The following is a 13,759-nucleotide window of genomic DNA, read 5'->3' as shown; positions in this document are numbered from 1 at the left end:
CCTGCCCTGCCGGACCGCCATCTCCGATTCAACCGGCGCCGTCGGCAGGCGGCGACAGCAGGCGCTGGAGCTGGTCCATCTCGACCGGCTTGGTGAGGTGCGCATCGAACCCCGCCTCCAGGGTGCTCCGCCGTTCGCCCTGGCGGCCGTACCCCGTCATGGCGATGATGCGAACTTCCGCGCCGAAGCGGCGGCGCAAGGCCTGCATCACCGCCACGCCGTCCAGGTCGGGCATGTTGAGGTCAAGCAGCACGACGTGGGGACGGAAGACCTCCGCGGCGGTCAGGCCTTCGCCCCCACTGCAGGCACCATGCGCGACATGCCCCAGCAGCCCCAGGAGGGTCACCATCGAATCGGTGGAGTCGGCGTTGTCATCGATGACCAGGACGCGCTCCTGAGCCGCCGCGACGGCGTGCGCTTCGTCGGTCCCAAGGACCGCCGGCGCGGCCGCCACGCCCGCCGGAATCAGCAGAGTGAAGGTGCTGCCGAGACCCGGGCCCGGACTGCGGGCGGTCAGCCGCCCGCCGTGCAACTCGGCGACGCGGCGGGCCAGGCTGAGCCCGATGCCCAGTCCGCTGTCGGACGGGTCACGTGCCACGCGCTCCTGGGAGAACAGATTGAAGATGCGCTGCTCGGCGCCCGGGGACAGGCCGATGCCGGTGTCCGACACTTCGATCACCATGGCACCCAGCCGGCGGGCGACCAGCACGCGGACCTCGCCCCCGGCCGGGGTGTAGCGCACCGCGTTGCTCAGCAGGTTCTGCAACGCCTGCATCAGGCGGCTGGCATCGCCGATCACTTCGAGCGGCGTGCTCGGCACGTCGTGCTGCAAGCGCAGGCCCTTGTCCACCGCCTGCGGCCTGATCGCTTCCAGGCTGGCGGAAACCACCTCGCGAAGGTCCAGGCGGCTCTTCAGCAGCGCGATCTTTCCGGTGGTGATCCGGGCGACATCAAGCAGATCGTCGACCAGCCGGGTGAGCTGGGCCGTCTGCCGGTCCATCAGCGCGGTGACGCGGTCCATGTAGGGTGGCAGTCCGCCCCTGAGCTTCATCACCTGCACGGCGTTGCGCAGGGGCGCCAGCGGGTTGCGCAACTCGTGCGCCAGCATGGCGAGGAACTCCTCCATGCGACGGCTCGACTGTTCGAGTTCCATCATGCGGCGCTGTTCCGACAGGTCGCGCGTCACCTTGGCAAAACCCCTCAGCTTGCCGTCCGGGCCCAGCACCGGCGTGATCACGGCATTGGCCCAGAAGGCCTCGCCGCCCTTGCGGACCCGCCAGCCTTCGGCTTCGGCCCGTCCGCTGCGCCGGGCCACCTCGAGCTCGTGGGCGGGAATCCCGGCGGACACCGCCTCGCTCGTGAAGAACATCGAGAAGTGACGCCCCACCACCTCGGGGGCGGCATAGCCCGTGATGCGCTCGGCGCCTGCGTTCCAGGTGAGCACCTCGCCCTGCGGGCTGAGCATGAAGAGGGCGTAGTCCTGCACGGCACCCACGAGCAGGCGAAGCTGCTCCTCGCTCTGCACCAGGGCCTCCTCGTGGGCACGGCGCTCGGTCAGGTCGCGCGTGACCTTGGCGTGGCCGAGCAGCCGCCCGGCCGGGTCCCGCAGGGCGGTGATGACGACACTCGCCCAGAAGCGCGAGCCATCGCGCCGGATTCGCCAGCCCTCGTCCTCCACCCGCCCGTCGGCGGCCGACAGGCGAAGCTCCTCGCGCGGCCAGCCGTCGGCGACGGCCTGGGCGGGGTAGAACACCTCGAAGCTCTGGCCGATGATCTCGTCGGCGGCGTAGCCCTTCAGGCGCTGCGCCCCGGCATTCCAGCTGAGCACGATGCCGTTCGGATCGACCATGAAGATGGCGTAGTCCTGGACGCTGTCGACCAACAGGTGAAAGCGGTTCTCGGCGGCCAGCAGGCCTTCCGCGGCAGGCAGATCATCTGGCAGTCCGACTTCCATCGACGTTTGCGCCCAGGCTCCCGAGTGAAACGAACCGCGGCCGACTCGGGCACGCGACATGCCACGAGGGCTGAACTTGCGGACCCTCGTGGGGTCCACAGTTTATGCCGGCGCGCGGGAAACGACCTGCGGGCGGGCGGTGACACGAGCGTCCGGGCCGAACGCCCCTACAGCGCCCTCACAGGAGAACCTCATGCACGAAGTGCCGTACGACCTGACCGACGCCGACTGGGTGGAACAGGTCAGCCTTGAAATGCTGCAGGCCGACCGCAGCTTGAGCGGCTCAGAGGTCCATGCCATTGCGCAGGAACTGGCCGGACGCCCTCGTTGGCGCGCACTGTCACCGAGGGCGGCATCGCGCAAAGCGATCGAGGAGCCTGAAGCCGTCGAAGGCGTCTGAGCCGTCGCCGCCGGCTCGGCGCGTTCAGCCCGGCGCCTGTCGATCGCCACGGCCGGAGACCGGCCGCCGCTGCCACGCTGTCCCGGCCGACGGGCCGGCCTGCGGCACAGGCCCTGCTGCAAATGCTGCAGAATGGCGGTCGCGCCGCCAGGCGTCCGGCCGCATGCCGCGACACCTGTCCCGGCGCATGCCGCTGCGACGAAGGTCTGACCATGTCGAGTCCGAAAGAAGTATTGAGCCAGTACTGGGATGGAACCCTGCCCGTCGATCCGGGCCGGATCGCGCGTGCCATGGGCATTCCCGTGCAGGCGACCGCGCTCAACGTGAGCGGCGTGATCGAGCTCGAACAGGGGCGCCCCGCCATCTCGTACAACGAGGCCGACGTGCCGGTTCGCCAGCGCTTCACCATCGCGCACGAGATCGGCCACTACGTCCTCGGCCACCTCAACGCAGGCAACCCTCGTTTCCGTGATCCCGTCACCAACTTCTCGTCGGCCGCAGACAGCAACGACGAACGACAGGCCAACCGCTTCGCGGCCGACCTGCTGATGCCGGCCGAGACCGTGCAGTACGCCATCACCAAGCGCGAGTACCGGGGCATCGCCAAGCTGGCTGCGCTGTTCGGCGTCTCACAGGTCGCGATGAAGTACCGCCTGGTGCAGCTGGGAATCGTCGGTGGCTGAGGCAGGCATCGCGGTCGCCGACATCCAATCCGCCTGGGAGGCCACCGACCTGTCCGCCGGCACGCCACCGGTTCTGGAACAAGCCAAGGTGAACCTCGGGCTCGAAGAGCTCTACCACCGGCGCTCCCAGCAACTCACCCTGCTGAGGACCGCACTCAGCCTCGTGGCACTGCTCTTCCTCGCCGCCGTCATCTTCGGCGGCGTGCTGATCCATGCCGTGCTGAGCGACCCCCGCAAGGACCTGCATTGGCACGCCTCCATCCTGGTCGCCGCCTTCGTCGTGCCGCCCACGGTCATCCTCATCGCCCTGCTGCGCGGCGCCTATGCGCGCGGCAGCAAGGACCCCGACGAAACGCTGTTGCCCATGATGACCCTGGTGAGGGAAACGGCGGGCACGATCGCGGACATCGTCAAGAAGGCGTAGCGCCCGAAGCCGCGCGCGCCGCCCGCTCGGCGGATCCCTCGTCCTGGTAAGGAGACGCCGCACGACTGCACGCGGCGTCATGTCCTGCGGGGGGAGGCGGCGTTGCGACGTGCACCCTTGAAGTCAAGCGCCTAGACTCCGGAGTGGAGGGACACCCCATGACTTGCACCATTGCCTGGCAGGGCCGGCGCGCGGTCAAGACGTTCACTGGTTTCGTCAGCGCCGTCGAGTTCATCCGAAGTGCGGAAAGCATTTCGGCTGACGCCCGGTTTGATGATCTCCAGGTCGTCTTCAACGACTTTCTGCGCGTCACCGCTCACGGCGTCGATGTCGACGCCTATGCCCGGGTAGCGATATGCCGGCTCGGAGCCATGGGCACGAACCCGAACTATCGAGTGGCGTTCCTCGCGCTCGGGCAGATCGCGAAAGACCTGGAAGCGGCAATCGAACCGTCCATGCATTGGACGCCGTTCTTTCCCGTCGTGTGTGGCTCGATGGCTGCGGCCGAAGGGTGGTATGCCCGGCAAGAGCGACTCAACGCGCCACGCCTGAGGTGAGATCAGGGGCAGATTCGGTCGGTCTGGGAGTAAGCGAGTGAGGCGAAACGACTCCCCGGCACTCTGAGGCTGCGGCTCGCAACGAGCGCTGCCACGTCAACCAATGGTGCCTCGGGTCGGAATCGAACCGACACTCCTTGCGGAACGGGATTTTGAGTCCCGCGCGTCTACCGATTTCGCCACCGAGGCCGGTGTTCATCGAGCCCGCCATTTTGCCATGATTCGCGGCGAGTGCCGAGCGGAATCCCGCAGAAGGTTCTGACGGACGCCCGGTGGAACAAAGCGGGTACGCTTCGGGTCTGGTTGTCTCCACTTGTTCCGGACTTGCGCATGCCTCCGATGCCTCCTGTTACCCAAGCCCTGCTGCTGATCAACGTCGGGGTGTTCTGCGCGCAGTTCCTGCTGCCGTTCCTGCCCGCCTTGTTTGCCCTCTGGCCCTGGGGACACGGATTCCTGCCCTGGCAGGTCGTGACCTACGGCTTCCTGCACGACCCGTCCAACTTCTTCCACCTGTTCTTCAACATGCTGGGCCTGTGGATGTTCGGGTCGGAACTGGAGCGGGTCTGGGGCACGAAGCGCTACCTGCAGTTCTATTTCGCCAGCATCGTCACGGCCGGCTTCACGCAATTGGCGCTCGCGGCGCTCATCGGGTCCGGCAATCCCACGGTGGGTGCTTCCGGCGGGCTCTTCGGCTTGCTGCTCGCCTTCGGCATGATGTTCCCCAACCGGACGATCATGCCGCTCTTCCCGCCGATTCCGATGAAGGCCAAGGTGTTCGTGGCCGTGTTCGGCGGCCTCGAGCTGCTGCTCGGCGTCATGGACCCGCGCAGCGGCGTGGCCCACTTCGCTCACCTGGGCGGCATGGTGGGCGGCTTCCTGATGATTCAGTACTGGCGGGGCCGCGTGCCGTTCGGCCGGCGCTGACGGACGCCGCGCGGTCTCAGGCCAGCAGGCCTTCCCGCACCGTGGGGTAGCGCAGTACCAGGCGCAGCTCGCGGACGAGCCGGCGGTTGTCGAGGCGGCGCGATTCTCCCCAGAACGACAGCTGCAGGGGCGACATCGTGCGCTCGGCCTCGCTGCGCGGAATGCGCGGCGGGCGCGGCAGCCCGCACAGGTCGGCGGCGAGGTCGAAGTATTCGCCCATCTTCATCTCGGTGTGGTCGCTCGCATGGATGACGCGCTGGGGCGGCCCGCGGTGCAGTGCCGCCACGCAGGCGCGGGCGAGGTCGTCGGCATGGATGTGGTTGGTGTAGACGTCGTCGGCGTCCACGAGGACCGGCGTTCGACGGGCGAGGCGCTCGCGCGGATGGCCTCCCTCGCGGTCGCCTGCATAGATGCCGGGGATGCGCAGGATGGTGGTGCGCACGCCGAACAGGCGGCCGAACCAGCGCACCCGCGCTTCGGCGTCCACCCGCCGTCGCGCGCGGTCCGTCGCCGGGTTGGGTGCGCGGGTCTCGTCGAAGTGAGCACCGCCCGCATCGCCGTAGACACCGGTCGTGCTGCCGTACACCAGCCGACGAACCCGCCCGGTGCGTGCAAGGGCCCGCAGGAGGTGGCGGGTGCGCTCGTCCGTCGCGCCGTCACGCGCCGGCGGAGCCAGGTGAAGCACGGCGTCGGCCACGCCCGCCAGCCGCCCGAGCGTGGCGGGCTCATCGAGGTTGCCGAGCAGCGGCACCGCGCCTGCCGCTCGCAACAGCGGCGCGCGCTCGGCCGTGGACGTCAAGGCGAGCACCCGCCAGCGCGCCGACACGAGCCGGGCCACGCGAAGCCCCACGTCGCCGCACCCCACGATCAGCAGGACGGGCCGGTGGAAGCGGGTGGGACGAGCAACAAGGGAGGGCATGGGATCGCGGGCAAAATCGGGGGGTGCCAATGCAGTTTGCCGCGAGAGATTACCCCATGACCTTCAACGTCACCGTGCAGCCCAGTGGAGTCAGTTTCGAGGTCGACCGGGACCAACCCATCCTGGCGGCCGCCATCGCCAAGGGCGTGGGCCTGCCCTATGGCTGCAAGGACGGGGCGTGCGGCTCCTGCAAGTGCCAGCTGGTGGAAGGCCGCGTCATCCATGGGGCCCACCAGGCCAAGGCACTGAGCGACGAGGAGGAAGCCGCGGGCATGATCCTCACCTGCGTGGCCGCGCCGCAGACCGACATCGTGCTCGAGGCCCGCACCGTCCCCGGGGCTGGCGAGTTCCCCGTCCGCAAGATGCCGACGCGCGTCACTCGCATCGAGAAGCCCGCACCCGACGTGGCGATCCTCTCGCTGCAGCTGCCCGCCAACGACAAGCTGCGCTACCACGCCGGCCAGTACATCGAGTTCATCCTGCGCGACGGCAGCCGTCGCAGCTACAGCATGGCCAACGCGCCGCACACGCAGGACGCGTCACCCGGCATCGAGCTGCACATCCGCCACATGCCGGGCGGCAAGTTCACCGACCATGTCTTCCACGGCATGAAGGAAAAGGAAATCCTGCGCCTCGAAGGCCCGTTCGGCAGCTTCTTCCTGCGCGAGGACAACCCGCTGCCCATCGTGCTGCTGGCCAGCGGCACGGGCTTCGCTCCCATCAAGGCCATCGTCGAGCACATGCGCCACACGGGTGACATCCGCCCGGTGCACCTCTACTGGGGTTGCCGCAGCCTCGTCGATCTCTACGCGCACGAATGGCTCGTCGAGACCGCTCGGACCATGCCCCAGTTGCGCTACGTTCCCGTGCTGAGCGAACCGCGGCCGAGCGACGGCTGGACCGGCCGCACCGGCCTCGTCCACCTGGCCGTCATGGCCGACCTGCCCGACCTGGCGCGACATCAGGTCTACGCCTGCGGCGCGCCCATCATGGTCGAGACCGCCCAGCGCGAATTCACCGAACGCTGCGGCCTCCCGGCCGACGCCTTCTTCGCGGATTCCTTCACCAGCGAGAAGGACAAGCATTGAGGGTTCGCCGCGCCGGCACAGCCGATCGCACGGCGCCCCGGAGAGGCGCCCCCGTCGATGAAGAAGCCCTGCGCTGGGTAGCAGGCGGTGATCACGCAGCGTCTCGGCGGCACGGCCGCGCCGGGTCTCGGCCCGGCAGCCGAAGCACTTTCTTGTCGCGACAAGAAAGTGCTCAAAGAAGCGCCTGAACACCAGCTTCGCCTTATTCGTATCGTTGGTAATGTGAAGGTCTTACGCTCGGTGAACGCCGAGGACCGGACCACGCCAGGACGTCTCTCCACGTCTGCTTGATCAGAAGCTCTTGTGTTCGAGCGCTCACGCGCCAACACCACTCCGCGCCGCGCAAGCCGGCCATCATGCCAAGGCCGTGCCCCTAAGCCCAGCAAGCGCAGCGAAGCGCCCCTCAAGCCACCCGCGAGCCCGGGTCTCCCGGGCGACCCGGGGCGCCCCTCGGGGGCAGGAGCGCCAGCGACTGGGGGGCCAACATTCCAGCCGGGCGACCCGGGGCGCCCCTCGGGGGCAGGAGCGCAGCGACTGGGGGGCCCTCACTCCCCGAGGTAAGCCGCCCTCACCTTCGGATCGACGAGGAGTGCCTTCGCATCGCCCTGCATGGTGATCTCGCCCGATTCGAGCACGTAGGCCCGGTCGGCGAGTTGCAGGGCGCGGCTGGCGTTCTGCTCGACGAGCAGCACGGTCACACCCTGCCGGGCGATGGCCTCGACCACCTCGAAGATCTTGTCGACCATGATGGGGGCGAGGCCCATCGACGGTTCGTCGAGCAGCAGGAGCTTCGGACGAGCCATCAGCGCACGGCCCATGGCGAGCATCTGCTGCTCGCCGCCGGACAGCGTACCGGCCAGCTGCTTGCGGCGTTCCTTGAGGCGCGGGAACAGGGCGAAGACCTTGTCCACGTCGGCCTCGACGTCCGCATCCTTGCGGATGAACGCGCCCATGAGCAGGTTCTCGTCGATGCTCATGCGGGTGAAGGTGCCGCGGCCCTCGGGCACCATCACGAGGCCCTGCGGGACGAGGTTCCAGGCGCCCTGCCCCGTGACGGAGCGGCCGAGGTAGTCGACGCTGCCGGCCCGGATGGGCTGCAGCGCGGTGACGGCCTTGAGCGTGGTGCTCTTGCCGGCGCCGTTGGCACCGATCAGGCTCACCACCTCGCCTTCATTGACCTCGAAGGAGATGCCCTTGACGGCCTGGATGCCGCCATAGGCGACGTGCAGGTCGGTGACTTTCAGCAGGGGCGCGCTCATGGGGCCACCGCCTTCTGGCCGTGGCCGGAGCCCAGGTAGGCTTCGATCACCGCCTCGTTCGACTGCACCTGCGCGGGCGTGCCTTCGGCGATCTGCTTGCCGTGGTCCAGCACGGTGACACCGTCGCACAAGCCCATCACCAGCTTGACGTCGTGCTCGATCAGCAGCACCGAGCGACCATCATTGCGGATGCGGTCGATGAGGCCGCGCAGCACCACCTTCTCGGTGGCGTTCATGCCGGCGGCCGGCTCGTCCAGCGCGAGCAGCAGCGGGTCGGTGGCCAGGGCACGGGCGATTTCGAGTCGGCGCTGGTCGCCGTAACTCAACGTCCGCGCCTTGAAGTCGGCCAGCGGCGCGATGCCGACGTAGTCGAGCAGCTCACGCGCCCGTTGCGCGATGGCGGCTTCCTCGTCCTTGAAGGCCTTGGTGCGGAAGACCGCACCGACGAGGCCCGAGCGGGTGCGCACATGGCGCCCCACCATCACGTTTTCGAGAGCGGTCATGTCGGCGAAGAGGCGGATGTTCTGGAAGGTTCTGGCAATGCCGGCCTTGGCCACCTCGTGCACTGCGGTGGGCTGGTACGGTGCACCGCCCAGCAGGAAGTTGCCGCTGTCGGGGGTGTAGAGACCCGTGATGACGTTGAAGAAGGTGGTCTTGCCGGCGCCGTTGGGGCCGATCAGGCCGTAGACCTGGCCCGGGGCGATGCGGATGCTGACGTCCGACAGGGCCTGCAGGCCGCCGAACCGCTTGGACACGCCGGAGACTTCGAGGACGGCCGCGCTCATGCCTGGCCTCCCTTCGGTGCATCCTTGCGCCCGTGTTCAGGCGCGGGCCACAGGCCCTTGGGGCGGGCGAGCATGATGCCGATCATGGCGACGGAGATGAGCAGTTGGCGGAGGATGGAGGCATCGAGACGGCCGCCGCTCATTTCCTGCAGCGGGCCGGCCACGTAGCGCAGCGTCTCGGGCAGGGCCGCGAGCAGCAGCGCGCCGATGATGACGCCCGGAATGTGGCCCATGCCGCCGAGCACCACCATGGCGACGATCATGATCGACTCGTTCAGCGCGAACGATTCGGGCGAGACGAAGCGCTGGAAGGTGGCGAACATGACCCCGGACACGCCCCCGAAGGTGGCGCCCATGCCGAAGGCCAGCAGCTTCATGTTGCGGGTGTTGATGCCCATCGCCTTGGCTGCGACCTCGTCCTCGCGAATGGCCATCCAGGCGCGGCCGATGCGGGAGCGCTCGAGCCGGTAGCAGATGAACACGCTGACGATCACCAGCACCAGGAACATGTAGTAGTACTGGGTGACGCCGGGGAGCTCGATCCCGAAGATCTCCTTCGTGCGATTGAGGTCGGAACCGAACAGGCGGGCCGAATCGATGTTGGACAGGCCCTGTGCGCCGTTGGTGAAGTTGATCGGCTTGTTCAGGTTGGTGACGAGTTCACGGATGATCTCGCCGAAGCCGAGCGTCACGATGGCCAGGTAGTCACCGCGCAGCTTGAGTGTCGGCGCCCCCAGCAGCACGCCGAGCACGCCGGCCACGAGGGCACCGAGCGGCACCACCAGCCAGAGCGACGTGTGCAGGCCGTCCGGGAAGTGGGCCTGCAACGCCGGGAAGGTCGTGAGCAGGTGCGGCGAAGCGAGCAGCGCGAAAAGATAGGCGCCCACCGCATAGAAGGCCACGTAGCCAAGGTCGAGCAGGCCGGCGTAGCCGACCACGATGTTCAGGCCGAGGGCGAGCAGCACGTACAGCAGCGCGGCATCGATGATGCGCACCCAGCCCGGGCCGAAGGGCTGCACGATGAGCGGCAGGATGAGCAGCGCCACGGCTGCCAGGCCGTAGGTCAGCAAGGAGTGTTTTCTGAATTGCATGAAAGTGATTCGCTCTCGGTCAGGCTCGATCGGCCACACGCTCGCCGAGCAGGCCCTGCGGCCTCAGGGTGAGCACCAGGATGAGCACGATGAAGGCGGTGACGTCCTTGTAGTCGCTGCCGATCACACCGCCGGTCAGGATGCCGCTGTAGCCGGCGGCCAGCGCCTCGATGACGCCGAGCAGCACCCCGCCGACCATGGCGCCGGCCAGGTTGCCGATGCCGCCGAACACGGCGGCGGTGAAGGCCTTCAGGCCGGGCAGGAAGCCCATGGTGTGCTGCACGGTGCCGAGGTTGGCGGCGTACATGACGCCGGCGAGGGCCGCCAGCACCGCGCCCACCACGAAGGTGAACGAGATGACGGTGTCGGGGTTCACGCCCATCAGGGCCGCGGCCTTCGGGTTCTCGGCCGTGGCCCGCATGGCGCGCCCAATGCGGGTCTTGTTGACGAGGAACATGAGGCCGCCCAGGGTCACCACGGTGAGCACCAGGATGAGGATCTGCACGGTGTTGATGACGGCGCCACCGATGTGGTACAGCTGCGCGTCGAGCAGGATCGGGAACGGCTTGGGGCTCGGCTTCCAGACGATCATCGCGAGCGTCTGGAGAAGCAGCGAAACACCCATGGCCGTGATGAGCGGCGCGAGGCGCGGTGCATTGCGAAGCGGCCGGTAGGCGAGTTTCTCGACGGCGAAGTTGAGGATGGCGCAGACGAGCATCGCGGCAAGGAGCGCGATGAGCATGAGCAGCCAGCCGGGCCAACCCGTGCCGGAGAGGGCCGTGACGACGGTCCAGGCGGTCATCGCGCCGACCATCAGCACCTCGCCGTGAGCGAAGTTGATGAGGTTGATCACGCCATAGACCATTGTGTAGCCTAGGGCGATCAGGGCGTAGACGCTGCCTAGCACCAGCCCGTTGATCATCTGCTGAATGAAGGTGTCCATCGGTTGTGTTTTTTCCTGCAGATCAAGTTGGGGTCCCTGGGACCCGGGGACGCTCGGTTTCTTGTAGCAAAAACACGGCCATGGCTTCGTGCCCAGGCTTCGTGAGTCGCCTGCGAACGTTCACTTGGGGGCGCATTCTAGTGGTCTCGGGATCGATCTTCCTTGCGCTGCCCGTGCATGAGGGCACGTTGAGCCCCAAGCGCACGACCGCCCCCCGGGTTGAAGGGGGTCGCCCATGCTCCCCTCTTAGGAAGGACCTGTCCACCGCGACAACCCGGGTATTCTCCCGCCACCACATTGCCAGGGGAGATACGGCCCCGGCGCAGTCCGATACGGTTCGGGCGCCGGCCGATACGATGGTGCCTTCGATCTACCAGCTCAAGCCGGCCTTCCAGCGCCTGCTGCGTCCGACCGCCGGCGCCCTCTTCCGGCTCGGCGTCACCGCCAACCAGGTCACGCTTCTCGCCTGTGCCCTTTCGGTGGCCCTCGGCGTCTGCCTCTACCTTGCACCGGTGCCGGGCGCCTTCGCCCTGCTGCCGGCGTGGCTGTCCGTGCGCATGGCCCTCAATGCCTTGGACGGCATGCTGGCCCGCGAGTACGGGCAGCGCTCGAACCTGGGCGCCTACCTCAACGAACTCACCGACGTGGTCTCCGACGCCGCCCTGTACCTGCCCTTCGCAGCGCTGCTGCCGTTCGACCCGCTCTGGGTCGGCGCCCTCATCCTGGCCGCCGCCCTGTCCGAGATGGCCGGCGTGCTGGGGCAGACGGTCGGAGCCTCGCGCCGCTACGACGGCCCGCTCGGCAAGAGCGACCGGGCCGTGCTCGTCGGCGCGCTCGGCCTGGCGGTGGCGCTCTGGCACCCCTTGCCTGGCTGGGTTGCCGGCGTCCTTCCCCTGGCGGTCGCCTTGACCGCCCTCACTGTCGTGCGCCGCGTGCGCATGGGCCTGCAGGAACTTCGATGACCGACTCCGCGCTGACGCGCCGCCCCCTGAACGAACACCGCTTCCGCACCCACGATGGCGTGGAACTCTTCTACCGCCACTGGCCCGCCCAGGGCGGCCAGCGCCGCGGCAGCATCGTGCTCTTTCACCGTGGCCACGAACACTCGGGTCGGATGGCCCATCTGGTGGACGAGCTCGACCTGCCCGGCTTCGACGTGTTCGCCTGGGATGCGCGCGGCCACGGCCGGTCGCCCGGCGAGCGCGGCTTCAGCCCGAGCTTCGGCACGTCGGTGCGCGACATCCAGACCTTCATGGCGCACCTGGCAGCCGACCACCTGGTGCGACCGGAAGAGACGTTCGTCATCGCCCAGAGCGTGGGCGCCGTGCTCGCGTCGACCTGGGTGCACGACTACGCGCCGCGCCTGCGCGGCATGACGCTCGCGTCGCCGGCCTTCAAGGTCAAGCTGTACGTGCCGTTCGCGCGCACCGGCATCCGCCTGATGAAGGCGCTGCGGGGCAACTTCTTCGTCAACAGCTACGTGAAGGCGAAGTTCCTCACCCACGACCCTGCCCGCATCGCGAGCTACGAGACGGACCCGCTCATCTCGAGACCGATCTCCGCCAACATCCTGCTCGGGCTCTACGAAGCGGCCGAACGGGTGGTGGCCGATGCGGCCGCCATCACGGTGCCCACCCAGCTGCTGGTCTCGGGTGCCGACTGGGTGGTGCATGCCAAGCCCCAGCACCAGTTCTTCGAGCGCCTCGGGAGCGCGATCAAGGAACAGCACGTGCTGCCGGGCTTCTTCCACGACACGCTGGGCGAGCGGGATCGGGCGCCGGCCGTGGCCATGATCCGCGGCTTCATCGAGCGCCTCTTCTCGGCACCTTTCCAGGCGGCCGACGTGCAAGATGCGCACGAGCGCGGATTCACCTTCGAGGAAGCGCAGGTGCTGTCGGCCCCGCTGCACCCGTTGAGCCCGCGCGGGATCTACTGGGCGTCCACCCGGGCCAGCCTGCGCTGGGCTGCACCCCTTGCCCGCGGACTGCAGATCGGCCGCGACACCGGCTTCGATTCCGGCAGCACGCTCGACTACGTCTACCGCGACACTCCGCAGGGTGCGGGCCCGCTGGGCCGGTTCGTCGACCGCACCTACCTCGACGCCATCGGCTGGCGCGGCATCCGGCAACGCAAGCTGCACGTCGAGGAACTGCTGCAGCTGGCCATGCAGACCACCCGCGACAACGGCCTGCCGCTCAACCTGCTGGACATCGCCGCCGGCCATGGCCGTTACGTGCTCGACGCCGTCGCGCAGAGCCCGTTGCGGCCCGACTCGGTGCGCCTGCGTGACTACAGCGACATCAACGTGCGCGACGGTCGCAAGCTCATCGCCAGCCGCGGCCTGCCTGACATCGCCCGCTTCGACCAGGGGGACGCCTTCGACCGCGACAGCCTGGCGCGGGCCGAGCCGGTGCCGACGGTCGGGGTGGTCTCGGGGCTCTACGAACTGTTCCCGGACAACGCCATGGTGGCGCGGTCGCTGGCCGGCCTGGCCGATGCCATGCCAGCGGGCGCCTGCCTCGTCTACACCGGCCAACCCTGGCATCCGCAGCTCGAACTGATTGCCCGGGCCCTGACCAGCCACCGCGATGGCGCGGCCTGGGTCATGCGGCGGCGCACGCAGCAGGAGATGGACCAGCTCGTCGAGGCCGCCGGCTTCCGCAAGGTGACGCAGCGCGTCGACGAGTGGGGCATCTTCACCGTGTCGATGGCCGTGCGCCTGCCCCACTGAG

The 13,759-nt window shown here is 68.4% G+C and carries 14 protein-coding genes and 1 tRNA gene; 8 read left to right on the top strand and 7 right to left on the bottom strand.

Annotation, left to right across the window (positions count from 1 at the left end; genetic code table 11):
• Positions 1–28: 28 nt before the first annotated feature.
• Positions 29–1,954, bottom strand: coding sequence for a PAS domain-containing hybrid sensor histidine kinase/response regulator (locus ACSQ2F_RS02620; protein ID WP_436019478.1), 1,926 nt, complete (start codon positions 1,952–1,954; stop codon positions 29–31).
• Positions 1,955–2,147: 193 nt separating this feature from the next.
• On the opposite strand from ACSQ2F_RS02620, the gene ACSQ2F_RS02615 reads away from it, so the two are divergent.
• From ACSQ2F_RS02615 to ACSQ2F_RS02600, 4 genes are all read left to right on the top strand, one after another.
• Positions 2,148–2,354 carry a hypothetical protein gene (locus tag ACSQ2F_RS02615; protein WP_436019476.1) on the top strand — a complete coding sequence of 69 codons (207 nt, stop codon included), beginning with the start codon at positions 2,148–2,150 and terminating at the stop codon, positions 2,352–2,354.
• Between the two features lie 212 nt (positions 2,355–2,566).
• Entirely contained in the window at positions 2,567–3,037 is a 471-nt protein-coding gene (locus ACSQ2F_RS02610; protein ID WP_436019474.1) for an ImmA/IrrE family metallo-endopeptidase, read from the top strand.
• On the top strand, positions 3,030–3,461 hold the full coding sequence (locus ACSQ2F_RS02605) for a hypothetical protein (protein WP_436019472.1): 432 nt from the start codon (positions 3,030–3,032) through the stop codon (positions 3,459–3,461). The genes ACSQ2F_RS02610 and ACSQ2F_RS02605 overlap by 8 nt, the downstream gene beginning before the upstream one ends.
• Before the next feature lie 158 nt (positions 3,462–3,619).
• A complete protein-coding gene (locus ACSQ2F_RS02600) occupies positions 3,620–4,018 on the top strand; it encodes a hypothetical protein (protein WP_436019470.1) in 399 nt (132 codons plus the stop codon).
• Between the two features lie 104 nt (positions 4,019–4,122).
• Here ACSQ2F_RS02600 and ACSQ2F_RS02595 read toward each other — a convergent pair.
• A tRNA-Leu gene (locus tag ACSQ2F_RS02595) sits at positions 4,123–4,207 on the bottom strand.
• A gap of 141 nt (positions 4,208–4,348) precedes the next feature.
• Here ACSQ2F_RS02595 and ACSQ2F_RS02590 point away from each other — a divergent pair.
• A complete protein-coding gene (locus tag ACSQ2F_RS02590; protein WP_436019468.1) occupies positions 4,349–4,942 on the top strand; it encodes a rhomboid family intramembrane serine protease in 594 nt (197 codons plus the stop codon).
• Positions 4,943–4,958: 16 nt separating this feature from the next.
• Here the strand turns inward: ACSQ2F_RS02590 and ACSQ2F_RS02585 are convergent, their stop codons facing one another.
• Positions 4,959–5,861 carry an SDR family oxidoreductase gene (locus ACSQ2F_RS02585; protein WP_436019466.1) on the bottom strand — a complete coding sequence of 301 codons (903 nt, stop codon included), beginning with the start codon at positions 5,859–5,861 and terminating at the stop codon, positions 4,959–4,961.
• A 56-nt stretch (positions 5,862–5,917) separates the two neighbouring features.
• On the opposite strand from ACSQ2F_RS02585, the gene ACSQ2F_RS02580 reads away from it, so the two are divergent.
• Positions 5,918–6,949 carry a CDP-6-deoxy-delta-3,4-glucoseen reductase gene (locus ACSQ2F_RS02580; protein ID WP_436019464.1) on the top strand — a complete coding sequence of 344 codons (1,032 nt, stop codon included), beginning with the start codon at positions 5,918–5,920 and terminating at the stop codon, positions 6,947–6,949.
• A gap of 545 nt (positions 6,950–7,494) precedes the next feature.
• Here the strand turns inward: ACSQ2F_RS02580 and ACSQ2F_RS02575 are convergent.
• Genes ACSQ2F_RS02575 through ACSQ2F_RS02560 form a run of 4 tightly spaced genes read right to left on the bottom strand, consistent with a single transcriptional unit; the run spans position 7,495 to position 11,027 of the window.
• A complete protein-coding gene (locus tag ACSQ2F_RS02575) occupies positions 7,495–8,208 on the bottom strand; it encodes an ABC transporter ATP-binding protein (RefSeq protein ID WP_436019462.1) in 714 nt (237 codons plus the stop codon).
• Positions 8,205–8,993 carry an ABC transporter ATP-binding protein gene (locus ACSQ2F_RS02570; RefSeq protein WP_436019460.1) on the bottom strand — a complete coding sequence of 263 codons (789 nt, stop codon included), beginning with the start codon at positions 8,991–8,993 and terminating at the stop codon, positions 8,205–8,207. The genes ACSQ2F_RS02575 and ACSQ2F_RS02570 overlap by 4 nt, the downstream gene beginning before the upstream one ends.
• Complete coding sequence (locus tag ACSQ2F_RS02565) at positions 8,990–10,084, bottom strand: branched-chain amino acid ABC transporter permease (protein ID WP_436019458.1); 1,095 nt, start codon at positions 10,082–10,084, stop codon at positions 8,990–8,992. Before ACSQ2F_RS02565 ends, ACSQ2F_RS02570 begins: the two co-directional genes overlap by 4 nt.
• Before the next feature lie 19 nt (positions 10,085–10,103).
• Positions 10,104–11,027, bottom strand: coding sequence for a branched-chain amino acid ABC transporter permease (locus ACSQ2F_RS02560; RefSeq protein WP_436019456.1), 924 nt, complete (start codon positions 11,025–11,027; stop codon positions 10,104–10,106).
• Between the two features lie 356 nt (positions 11,028–11,383).
• Between ACSQ2F_RS02560 and ACSQ2F_RS02555 the strand changes: the two genes are divergently transcribed.
• Together ACSQ2F_RS02555 and ACSQ2F_RS02550 are read left to right on the top strand one after the other, a co-directional pair.
• Positions 11,384–11,989, top strand: a complete 606-nt coding sequence (locus ACSQ2F_RS02555) for a CDP-alcohol phosphatidyltransferase family protein (protein WP_436019454.1) — start codon at positions 11,384–11,386, stop codon at positions 11,987–11,989.
• Complete coding sequence (locus ACSQ2F_RS02550; protein ID WP_436019452.1) at positions 11,986–13,758, top strand: bifunctional alpha/beta hydrolase/class I SAM-dependent methyltransferase; 1,773 nt, start codon at positions 11,986–11,988, stop codon at positions 13,756–13,758. The genes ACSQ2F_RS02555 and ACSQ2F_RS02550 overlap by 4 nt, the downstream gene beginning before the upstream one ends.
• Position 13,759: the final 1 nt, after the last annotated feature.

This window comes from Rhizobacter sp. LjRoot28 (assembly GCF_964253025.1).
In the GTDB taxonomy this organism is placed as follows: Bacteria; Pseudomonadota; Gammaproteobacteria; order Burkholderiales; family Burkholderiaceae_C; genus Rhizobacter.
Note: the sequence above shows the minus strand (reverse complement) of the source record. Positions and strands in the feature narration are given on the sequence as shown.

Bases quoted from the DNA above. Each gene is read 5' to 3' on its own strand.
- ACSQ2F_RS02620 (WP_436019478.1), bottom strand. From the start codon at position 1,954: ATGGAAGTCGGACTGCCAGATGATCTGCCTGCCGCGGAAGGCCTGCTG.
- ACSQ2F_RS02615 (WP_436019476.1), top strand. From the start codon at position 2,148: ATGCACGAAGTGCCGTACGACCTGACCGACGCCGACTGGGTGGAACAG.
- ACSQ2F_RS02610 (WP_436019474.1), top strand. From the start codon at position 2,567: ATGTCGAGTCCGAAAGAAGTATTGAGCCAGTACTGGGATGGAACCCTG.
- ACSQ2F_RS02600 (WP_436019470.1), top strand. From the start codon at position 3,620: ATGACTTGCACCATTGCCTGGCAGGGCCGGCGCGCGGTCAAGACGTTC.
- ACSQ2F_RS02590 (WP_436019468.1), top strand. From the start codon at position 4,349: ATGCCTCCGATGCCTCCTGTTACCCAAGCCCTGCTGCTGATCAACGTC.
- ACSQ2F_RS02585 (WP_436019466.1), bottom strand. From the start codon at position 5,861: ATGCCCTCCCTTGTTGCTCGTCCCACCCGCTTCCACCGGCCCGTCCTG.
- ACSQ2F_RS02580 (WP_436019464.1), top strand. From the start codon at position 5,918: ATGACCTTCAACGTCACCGTGCAGCCCAGTGGAGTCAGTTTCGAGGTC.
- ACSQ2F_RS02575 (WP_436019462.1), bottom strand. From the start codon at position 8,208: ATGAGCGCGCCCCTGCTGAAAGTCACCGACCTGCACGTCGCCTATGGC.
- ACSQ2F_RS02570 (WP_436019460.1), bottom strand. From the start codon at position 8,993: ATGAGCGCGGCCGTCCTCGAAGTCTCCGGCGTGTCCAAGCGGTTCGGC.
- ACSQ2F_RS02565 (WP_436019458.1), bottom strand. From the start codon at position 10,084: ATGCAATTCAGAAAACACTCCTTGCTGACCTACGGCCTGGCAGCCGTG.
- ACSQ2F_RS02560 (WP_436019456.1), bottom strand. From the start codon at position 11,027: ATGGACACCTTCATTCAGCAGATGATCAACGGGCTGGTGCTAGGCAGC.
- ACSQ2F_RS02555 (WP_436019454.1), top strand. From the start codon at position 11,384: ATGGTGCCTTCGATCTACCAGCTCAAGCCGGCCTTCCAGCGCCTGCTG.
- ACSQ2F_RS02550 (WP_436019452.1), top strand. From the start codon at position 11,986: ATGACCGACTCCGCGCTGACGCGCCGCCCCCTGAACGAACACCGCTTC.